This is a genomic window from Acinetobacter sp. GWC1_38_13, assembly GCF_001767535.1.
Classification (GTDB): domain Bacteria; phylum Pseudomonadota; class Gammaproteobacteria; order Pseudomonadales; family Moraxellaceae; genus Acinetobacter; species Acinetobacter junii.
In genome coordinates this window covers 24,715-35,072 of the sequence record NZ_MELG01000084.1, presented here as the reverse complement: position 1 = coordinate 35,072, position 10,358 = coordinate 24,715, and the positions used below count along the sequence as shown (strand labels likewise).

Below are 10,358 nucleotides of genomic sequence, written 5' to 3'. Positions count from 1 at the left end.
AGCAGATTGACTCTGTTTATACCGATGGAGCTTATGACACCAAGCAATGCCGTCAGGTCATTGCAGATCGGCAAGCACATGCGGTGATTCCACCTAGAAAAAATGCGAAACCATGGAAAGATACAAAGAGTAGCTCGCTAGAGCGAAATGAATTACTTCGAACAATTAAACGTTTAGGTAGGACACTATGGAAAAAATGGTCAGGCTATCATCGCCGAAGTTTGGTTGAGACTAAAATGCACTGCATCAAATTATTAGGAGATAAACTCAGTGCAAGGAGCTTTGATAGCCAAGTCAATGAGGTTCATGCACGTGTAGCAGTCCTCAACAGATTTACGGAATTAGGTCGACCACTTACCCAAGTTACGCCTTAAATTTGGCTCAATTAGGGGCGCTTTGCCTTTCAAATCTTTGTGCAACAAAGCCGATGCAGGCCTGCATAGTGAAGGGCAGTTTGTAAAAGCTCTTGATGAGTTTTCAAAACAAAATGGCTTAATGGGGAAAGCCACACATTGGATTAAAAATATTGGTTCTTTAAGTACAGAGGTGGCAGGGGTAAAAGCTGAAGTGACACTTCTACAAGGACAAGTGAATTCCAGTATTTTGTCTAGCATTACTAAACTGGCTCAGCAGGGGAAACCTATTTTACTGTTACTTGATGAGATTCAGGCTTTAGCTAGTTCAAAATATAAAACCACGATTGCCAGTTTACGTACCGCTTTAGATATGCATAAAGAAACAATAAAGGTAGTTTTTACTGGTTCAAGTCGAGAAGGCCTGAGACAAATGTTTTCTGTGAGTAGTGCTCCCTTTTTTCATTATGGACAGAATTTACCTTTTCCAAATCTAACAAAAGCATTTACAGATCATCTGGCAGATGTATTTAATCAGACAACAGGACGTAGTTTGAATAAAGAAATTTTATGGCACGCTTTTTTAGATATGAAGCAAAGTCCTCAACTAGCAAGATCATTAGTGGAGCGTTTAGCCTTAAACCCAATGCTGGCTATAGATTTTGCCAAGGAACAGCTTATAGCCGATACAATGGGGCATCGTGACTTTTCGGGATTATGGGGAGAGTTTAAGTTATTAGAACAGCTAATTTTAAAAGCCATAGCGGAATCACAAGTTGAACTTTATAGTAGTCAATTTAGACAACATCTGGCTGATTCCATTGGTGTAGATAACATTGCGGTACGGTTCATTCAATCGGCCCTACGTTCTTTATCAAAAAAACAAATTATTTTTAAACCAGAAAATGGTACTTATGAAATCGAGGATGCTCTTTTTAAAGAATGGATTATGGATGAAGCATAATTTTGAAAACTCATTTGGATAAAAATTAACCGTACTGAGCTTGTCGGAGAATTTTTATTTAAGTATTTTATTCATAGACATTATTTCAATATAATGGGTGTCTATGAACAGAGAAATTCAACAAAGACTCGTATGAGTTAAATTATTTGAAGAGACTAATGATGCTGGCCTAGTTTGTCGGAGATGTGGCATTTCTAGACCAACGTTACGCAAGTGGTGGAAACGATATTCTGAGCAAGGTATTGATGGATTAAGTAGCCAGAGTAGACGTCCCTTAAAATCGCCAAATACTAAAATCAATGCTGAGCTAAAAGCCTTAATATTAGAAATGCGCTCAGCTAGAAATTTTGGTGCTCGACGTTTGCAAACAGAATTGATGAGGCTGCACGGAGTCTCGTTGTCCTTAGCGACTATCCATAAAGTACTATCCACCCATCAAGTCAAACCGATTAAAAAATTCCGTCGTAAAGCAGATTTCATTCGTTATGAACGCCCATTACCAGGCGATAGAATTCAAATGGATACCTGTAAACTGGGTCCAGGACTATATCAGTACACATCTATCGATGACTGCACACGATATCGCGTTTTAAGGATATATAAACGCCGAACAGCAGCGAATACTCTCGACTTTTTAGACTGCGTAATTGAAGAAATGCCTTTTCCCATACAGCGAATACAGACCGATCGTGGGCGGGAATTCTTTGCTGAAAAAGTACAGAAAAAAATGATGCAGCATGGAATCAAATTTAGGCCAAATAAACCAGGTTCACCTCATCTGAATGGCAAGGTAGAGCGTTCACAAAAAACTGATAAATCTGAGTTCTACGCTACTGTAGATATCAATTCTGAGGATATCCAAGACAAGCTAGCCGAATGGCAGCATTACTATAACTGGATGAGACCACATTCAGCGTTGAAAGGTAAAACACCGATGGAGAGGTACTTTGAATTATGTGAAGAAACTCCTTTCTCAGATGAAGTCCAGAAGCAATACAACCCCTCAAATGAACGGATTCAACATGCCAATTACAAGATGGATCTAGAGATCGCTAAATTGAAATGATCTCTATGAATCACACATAGAAACAATGCTAAAACTTTTGACCCCATTTGGTTTAAAATTAACTGTTGTGAAGAAATGATCACTTTCTATCAGGATATTTTCGATCTCAATGAACTGTTTAACTTCTCGAATTTGATTGTCTTTATTCACAATATTCCTATTGAGTGAGTCGAATCTGTGCTCAGGTTGAGCAGTTCGGCTACTGTTCTGAAATGACAGCTTTGTCCGTTATAATTGTATAAACATTTTTAGTGTCTGGTAATCATGTCGTCATTGATCAATTTTCTATCTCGCTTTAGTACTGCAACTCTTCATCGTAGTCTGAGCTATGCTAAGCACATTGATAGGGAAACAATTGAGTTTTTTGAGGAAAATGATGATGTCACGATGTATGCTCAAATTGAAGGGACAGATTATTACGATACCGCGATTACCTATAATCCCCAAAAAGACCGTTTAATCGATGACGACTGCACTTGTCCGGTTGGATATAACTGTAAACATGCTGCTGCTTTAGCGCGGTTATTCTTTCAAGAATATCGTCAGGAATTTCAACAGCGTTATGCTGACTCTCAATCCCCGCAGGGAATCGCAAAACGCCAACGTGGGGATGATCAGGCACAGCGCTGGTTGAATGATTTTAAACGGTATTTACAACAGACTGAACCAGAGCAATCTGTCAAAACAAACAATTATTTAATTTACCTGCTAGATCAGTCGGTCAGCTTAAAGAAATTGACAGTTGATGTTCAGAAGGCCAGACGCAATAAAAACGGCTCAATTGCGGGGGAAAGTTATTATACCCAATATGAAAATATCACCAGAAAGCATCTGACTTTACCTGAACAAAAACGACAATTATTTAACCAGATTTATTATTATGCCAAAATAAACAGTGACGAACGCTTTTATCAAAGCAATCTCGATATCTCCAGCATTTTATTGGAGCATTTCAAATCTTTTATTCAAAGTGGCGATGTTTATTGGAAAAAAAAGAGCCATGCTGCACTTCAATGGTCAGAACAAGGCTACAACATCGAATTTAGATGGGAACAAGGGGCTAAACAACAGACTGAGCATTTAAATATTGAATTGGTCAATGGTGATATTCGACTCGATTTAAAATCAAATCCTCATATTCAGATTCTCGCGAGCCAGCCACCGTGTTATGTGGATATTCAACAGAACACGGTGGGCCAGTTATATGGTGAATATACGGCAAATCTTCTGTACCATTTTTTACAGATGCCTGATCTTCCATCTATGCTCTTGCCAGAGTTTGAGCAACTGACTCATCAATATTCAGACGTGAAAAATCTGCCTCGGCCCGAGTCTATTCAGCATATTGATGTCCTTGAGGGTAGTCCCCAGCCAATTTTACGCTTCGGTGTTTTAGATACATTTGATTGGAAATTAGAGGAGTCTGTTTGTGCTGAAATTGAATTCTCCTATGCTGGTGGGCGAATAAAAGCAGGTACATCAGGTGACAGTTTTATTGGTGAGCAGCATGGAAAAATGGTGCGACAGCTTCGGGACTTCGTTCAGGAACAACAGTCAATCCAGCGTTTACAGCTGTTGGTCGAATCACTGAAGTGGGTGAAAGATCTTAGTTATGACCAGCAATTAAAACTGGATAAACAACGTCTTGATTCTATGGTTTTTGCTTTCTATGGAGACTGGATCAAACAGCTGATGCCCATCAATCAAATTGAGTTGATGGGCTGGCAGATAGAGCATCTGGAAAACAGCCCCTTTAACCTGCAATATGTCGAAAATTTAAATATTTCTATCACTGAATCTGAAGGTCAGCAGGACTGGTTCAATATCGGGGCGACGGTTCAAGACAGTGCAGGTAATTCTTATAATTTGCTTGATGCGCTCGTAGCTTTGGTGCGAGTAAATCCTGATTTACTTGATCCGCGGACGTTTATTCATCTGCATGACAGTCAAATTTTCACCGTGAAAACTGCAGTTGATCAACCTGATTTGGCTCTATCCGCTAGGGATATTAAGCCGGTATTGTTACATCTGCAGAGCATTTTACAGCAAGAAGAGCGCAGTATTGATCGCTATGATGCGAGTCAATTATTAGAATTGCAGCATAATCTTGGGATGACATGGCAGGTCAGTGATCGCCTGCAGCAATTTGTACAGAAATTCAAACAAGGCTATCAGCAACAACTGCCGACACCACAAGGTTTTCAGGGGGAGTTGCGTCCATACCAGCAGCAGGGCTTAGGCTGGTTACAGTTTTTAAGGGAAACCCAGCATGGCGGGATTCTGGCAGATGATATGGGCTTGGGGAAAACAGCACAAACTTTAGCCCATTTACTCATGGAAAAGCAGGCTGGATATTTGCAGGACAGTCCCGCCTTAATTGTTGCACCCACATCGCTGATGCATAACTGGTTCAAAGAAGCGGAGAAATTTACCCCTGAGCTCAAGGTATTGCTGCTACAGGGGCCCGACCGCCATCAGAATTTTGAGCAGATTCCGCACTATGATATTGTGTTAACCACCTATCCGCTTCTAGCGAGAGATGAAGAACAACTAAAGCAATATGAATATCATCAACTCATTTTGGATGAGGCGCAGAATATCAAAAATCCGCGTGCCAAAGCTGCACAGGTAGTACGGCAATTAACAGCGCGACATCGTTTGTGTCTAACAGGTACCCCGATGGAAAATCATTTGGGTGAGCTGTGGGCACTATTTTATTTCCTGATGCCAGGATTTTTATATTCACAAGAAATTTTTAATAAAAAGTACCGTCATCCGATTGAAAAGCGCGGTGATGAGCAGTTAAGACAAAAGTTGGTCAACCGGATTAAGCCCTTCATTTTACGTCGCTTGAAAACTGACGTAGCCAAAGAGTTGCCAGAAAAAACCACGATTGAAGTCAATATTGATATGAATGACCAGCAATCCAAGTTATATGAGGCTGTTCGTGCCACGATGCAGGAAAATATTCAGAAAATTGTGGCAGAAAAAGGCTTTAAACGTAGTCAAATTCAAATTTTAGATGCCTTACTGAAGCTACGTCAGGTGTGCTGCCATCCTAGCTTACTAAAGCTGGATTCAGTGAAAACCGGGCAGGCACACTCTGCCAAACTTGAACAGTTGATGGATATGGTCGTTCCAATGGTGGAGGAGGGGCGAAAAATTCTGATCTTCTCTCAGTTTACCTCAATGTTGGAACTGATTGAGCAGCAGCTCCATCACGCAGAAATTGGCTATGTGAAACTGACTGGAAAGACCAAGAAACGGGATGAAGTCATTACAGCATTTCAGTCTGGACAAGTGCCGGTATTTTTAATCAGTCTGAAAGCAGGAGGGGTCGGTCTGAATTTAACCGCCGCAGATACAGTCATTCACTATGATCCATGGTGGAACCCTGCTGCTGAAGATCAAGCTTCAGATCGTGCATGGCGGATTGGACAGGACAAGCCAGTATTTGTGTATAAGCTGATTACCAATAAAAGCATAGAAGAAAAAATTCTTGCCTTACAGCAAAATAAAGCAGAACTGGCACAGTCTATTCTAAGTACCGATCATGAGGGCGAAGCGAAACTGACGGAAAATGACGTGATGAACTTGTTTGAGAAATTTTAGTTTGGTTTCAGATTACCCTAATCATCTGTAAGTATCTGAAAGTCTGGATGCAATTTTTTCCAATGTTCTCTTAATTTTTCTTTATGAACAGAAATCATAGGTAAGTCTAGTAATAGCACTGGCCATACTGACCGTGCTTTGTCCATGATCACGTGAAGCTGTTTTTCAATAACACGCCATGGAACACCGACTTTTTCAGCCCATTGTTCAAAGTGTTTCATCTCAGCTAAATACCAATCTTTATTTTTGGCAAGATTTAATGCGAAATGACGCTCATTTTCAATATATACACTGGTCATTAATATATCGTATGCGGGAGATAATCTGGGTGCACTTTTATCATGATAAATCATACTCCAGTTTTTTAAGTGCGCATCTCCATTGGCGAGTAAAATATTGACGAGTAAGCGGCTGGCAAATTGCTGAATATCAAGAATTTTGTTATCTGAATATTGATAAATGATCTTTCCTATCTGCTCATAATTTGTGGTGCTGTATTTCTGATGTGGATATGCGCCGAAGATCTGAGCAAAATCTTCGATGTGAATAAGCTCTGTAGTATCAGCAGTACTCTGTCTATCAAATCTTTTGATTGCGAAAGCATATTGCTCTTGGGGTAAATTTAATGGTGGAAGGTCTTGTAAAAGGGCCATATCCACCAAGCGAATCTCAGGGACATCTATTCCGACCGTTTTGGCAAGGGTCATCATAGAATATTCATTTAGCGGAACAAAAGCATGTCTGGAAGAAGGAGTTTTGATAATCCAGTCCCCGAGTAGAGTCGTTTCCGTTGCCTGTGCTAGTGTAAAACGCCCATCTTTGGCTTTCATGGAAAACTTCATTTGGACGCCGGCCAAGGAAAACTTATTATCTGTTCGAATCTCTTGCTTTAAAATCTGATCTGGATTCGAGATCTGCAGTTTGAATTTTATTTCATCTGGAATTTCTTCTGGATCTAATGGGGTCGCAATGAGTGCTCCAGGTAAGTCATGACCTAAAGCTGCCAATAACTGAAATTCATTGTCTATATGTACTTTAAGGCTTTGTGCAATGAGTTCGCGTAATGCGCCTTCTGGTAGCAAGTTTGATAGCAAGGGGTGTAAGCGCTGATGTGTAACATAAGTCTTTTCTAAAATCTTATCTGCTTGAGGATACAAGGGGGAAGTCAGCAAGCTCAAGGTCTGGCGTTGCTGATCAAATCGGAAAGAATCCGTAAAAACCAGAATATTTTTTCCGCTCTGAAATCCTGCCAAGTATCCAACGACAGCGTGATGTAATGTTAATTTCAGGACGGCAACAGTATTCATGGTTCCTCTCCTCCGAGAAGACCCTTCCATGGGTTAGTCATTAAGTCATCCTGATCTTCAATAGTGACTTTAATTTCATCATTCAATAATTGTCTAATCAAATGAACCTTATCATCAGGGATGAGCATCAGTTGAGCATTTAATCCTGCCGCGATAATTTCTAAGGTCTCTAATCGAGGGTTGCCCTGACTTTCCAGCTTTTGGTATTGCTGTCTTGAAATGCCTGTACGGGATTGCATATCAACTTGCTTTAAGCCCAATTGGGTTCGTCTTTTTTTGATTTGCTGAAGTAAAGACTCATTCATTGTAGACACATTTATTGCTTTTTAGTGTTATAAGAAACATATTAGTTTCTTTTTTCTTGAAAAGCAATTTATGATTTTATCATTTCGATCTGCAAAACAGCCTTAGCTACGTAGTGATCTGAAATGACTCTGAAAATACAGTTAAAATTTGCATTCGGACCCGCATCCTTTGTGATGGCCAGTTATTTTGATGCCAAGGAGACCCACACATTTAGAATTTTAAAAGCGGCTTTACGTTTAATTATCTTATGGATTGAAAATTGGGGTAGTGTCAATAGATCTAAAATTATAAAACGATATTATTGTGTGATTGTTCTACAATATAGCCTAGAGCTTTATAACTTTTACTCCTTCTCTGAAACATTTTGACAAATATCGGATGGTTAACATCAACATAATCATATACCTGAACTTCAAATTTACCTTCATTTGATCTATGAATACGCCCAACATATTGAGCCAAAGTGCCTTTCCATGAAATCGGGAATGCCAAGAACAAGGTATCTAAACGAGGAAGATCAAAACCTTCACCAATGTATTTTCCCGTGGCAATCACAACATGAGCATCATCTAAATTTTGTTTTTCTTTTATGTTTTTTGTATGGCTCATACCTCCCTGTAAAATAGATGTTTTATACCCTAAATCATTCAACTTATTTCTAAGATTTTCGGCATGTTTTCTACGTTCAGTTAAAATTAACGGGATCTGACCATTTTGAATACAATGAGAGACATCTTTAATAATGGCATTATTACGTTCTGTATCTTCAGTAAGATGTTGCATCAGCTTTGAAATATGTGGTTTATTTTCGGTACCAAAGAAAATTTCTGGGAATTCACCTTCATAATTTACTTTTATTAATAATTTTTTAAGCTGGGTGTGATTGTTGGATTTCGCTTTGTATACAATAGAACCAGCTTGCATGAAAATAATGGGTTGATGCCCATCTTGACGTTCTGGTGTAGCAGTTAACCCGAGAATGTAGTAGGGACTGACTTCACTGAGAAGAAATTCATAGCTTGGTGCGGATAAATGGTGGCATTCATCTACGATAATTTGTCCGTAATTAAAGGCGATAGGTTTGATTGAATTATTTACACGGTTGATTAGACTTTGATATGTTGCAATGTCAATTTGATTAGATGGTTTGGCTTTTCCACCTTGTATTGTACCAATTTCGACATCGGCTAAAAATGAATGTAATCGTTCTTTCCATTGAGAAACAAGTTCTTTGTTATGAACAATAATGAGTGTATTTGTTTGGCGTTTGGCAATGATAGAGATTGCAGTAACAGTTTTTCCAAAAGCCGTTGGTGCATGTAGAACTCCAACATCGTGTTCAAGGATTTTTTTACATGCCATTTCCTGTTCAGAGGATAATTCGGTAAGTAGATTTATATTGACTAATATGTTGCCTTTAGTACGTTGATCTTTTAGTTTTATTTTAGTATCTTGTTGATTAAGCAAGTGAATTATATCTGTTAGGCATCCTCGTGGTAAACTGAGATATTGTCCTTCAAGGCGGGCACAGCATATGTGTCTTGGAATTCCTGTCGTTGAAAAACGCATTGCTTGTGCTTTAAAAAAACGAGGGTTGGAGAAAGTGGCTAATCTTTTTAATTGAGCTATCAATTGAGAGGGTAATGTCTGAATTGGAATGTGAATCATATTTGCGAATACCAATTCAATAGCGTCTGGACATCCCGCGATCTTTTGATTTTTTTTAGGAATATTTTTTACCCATGGAGCCTCATGGTCAACATCTGTTTGATTCTGTTCGATGAAATTGTAGCCTAGTTCATTCACAATATTATTAACTTCAGAAGAACTCATTAATTCAGTTTGTTGTAAAACAGTCCATGGGTCAGTAAAGGCATTAAAGTTACTGTCAATAAAGGTACTATTTCCTAGCGCTCTTGCGTGCTTTTGTAAGGGTAATGCTATTAAATTTCCAAATCCGCCTGCTGGCATGTGATCTTGATTTGGAAACATACGATCATAAGATTCAAAATCTAGAGCTGGATAAAGTTCCATGGCCTTATCTAGAATACCTGCACCCATTAAGCGAGCTTGCTTAGCTGCAATTGGTTCAGAGAAAAATATCCAAACATGTGCGCCATTACCTGAACGAGAGCGCTCAACCAAAAATGGTATATTTAAAGATAAGCACGCTTCAGAAAATGCAGTTACACAATTTTTCCAATCTGATTTATCAAAATCTACTGCGAGTAACCTACATTGATCTGTTGCTAATAGTGGGTAAATGCCTATAACTTTCTGTCCAGTTAAATGAGAATAAAGAACTTCTTGTGTGATGGGTAATAGTTGACGGCTTTTACAGTCTGAACATTTAATTTGAGGTTTGTAACAAATGCCATGTTTCCACTCATTTGCACAAGCAACAGAATAACCAGATTTTCCACTGCTATTTTCCCAACGATAAGCAAAGGTATCAGTTCGTCCAATAAACCTTTGAGAAAATAATAAAAGTCTTTCTTCTGCTGATAAATAATTCTTATTTTTTTCTTCAAGCGATATAAGTTTTTCTTTTTCTTGATAAAGGCTTTGATATTCATTTTGTAATAATGTGATTTGGTCTAAAATTTGCTGTAATCTAACTGCAATTTCTTTTAACTTATTATTCACTGATTTTTCCTAAAACACAGCTATTACTGTCCTAATATCAAATCTTAAATTAAAGAATTACAATATAATAAATCAATTAATTTTCAAAATATTATACAAAATTA

At 38.6% G+C, this 10,358-nt stretch carries 6 protein-coding genes and 1 pseudogene; 4 read left to right on the top strand and 3 right to left on the bottom strand.

The window, feature by feature from the left end; translation table 11 throughout:
* From A2003_RS08900 to A2003_RS08885, 4 genes and pseudogenes are all read left to right on the top strand, one after another.
* On the top strand, positions 1–374 hold a 374-nt coding region (locus A2003_RS08900), incomplete at its 5' end, for an IS5 family transposase (RefSeq protein ID WP_286687179.1).
* Between the two features lie 22 nt (positions 375–396).
* On the top strand, positions 397–1,317 hold the full coding sequence (locus A2003_RS08895) for an ATP-binding protein (RefSeq protein ID WP_016164865.1): 921 nt from the start codon (positions 397–399) through the stop codon (positions 1,315–1,317).
* 103 nt (positions 1,318–1,420) lie between these two features.
* A pseudogene (locus A2003_RS08890) lies at positions 1,421–2,383 on the top strand (IS481 family transposase).
* A 264-nt stretch (positions 2,384–2,647) separates the two neighbouring features.
* On the top strand, positions 2,648–5,995 hold the full coding sequence (locus tag A2003_RS08885; protein ID WP_016164864.1) for a DEAD/DEAH box helicase: 3,348 nt from the start codon (positions 2,648–2,650) through the stop codon (positions 5,993–5,995).
* 17 nt (positions 5,996–6,012) lie between these two features.
* Here A2003_RS08885 and A2003_RS08880 read toward each other — a convergent pair whose 3' ends face one another.
* The 3 genes from A2003_RS08880 to A2003_RS08870 all read right to left on the bottom strand — a co-directional run bounded on the left by A2003_RS08880 (position 6,013) and on the right by A2003_RS08870 (position 10,254).
* Positions 6,013–7,302 carry a type II toxin-antitoxin system HipA family toxin gene (locus A2003_RS08880; RefSeq protein WP_016164863.1) on the bottom strand — a complete coding sequence of 430 codons (1,290 nt, stop codon included), beginning with the start codon at positions 7,300–7,302 and terminating at the stop codon, positions 6,013–6,015.
* Positions 7,299–7,607, bottom strand: a complete 309-nt coding sequence (locus A2003_RS08875; RefSeq protein ID WP_001005874.1) for a helix-turn-helix transcriptional regulator — start codon at positions 7,605–7,607, stop codon at positions 7,299–7,301. The genes A2003_RS08880 and A2003_RS08875 overlap by 4 nt, the downstream gene beginning before the upstream one ends.
* A 286-nt stretch (positions 7,608–7,893) precedes the next feature.
* Positions 7,894–10,254 (bottom strand): TOTE conflict system archaeo-eukaryotic primase domain-containing protein, encoded by a 2,361-nt coding sequence (locus tag A2003_RS08870; RefSeq protein ID WP_001060549.1) that lies wholly within the window; start codon positions 10,252–10,254, stop codon positions 7,894–7,896.
* Between the last annotated feature and the right edge of the window lie 104 nt (positions 10,255–10,358).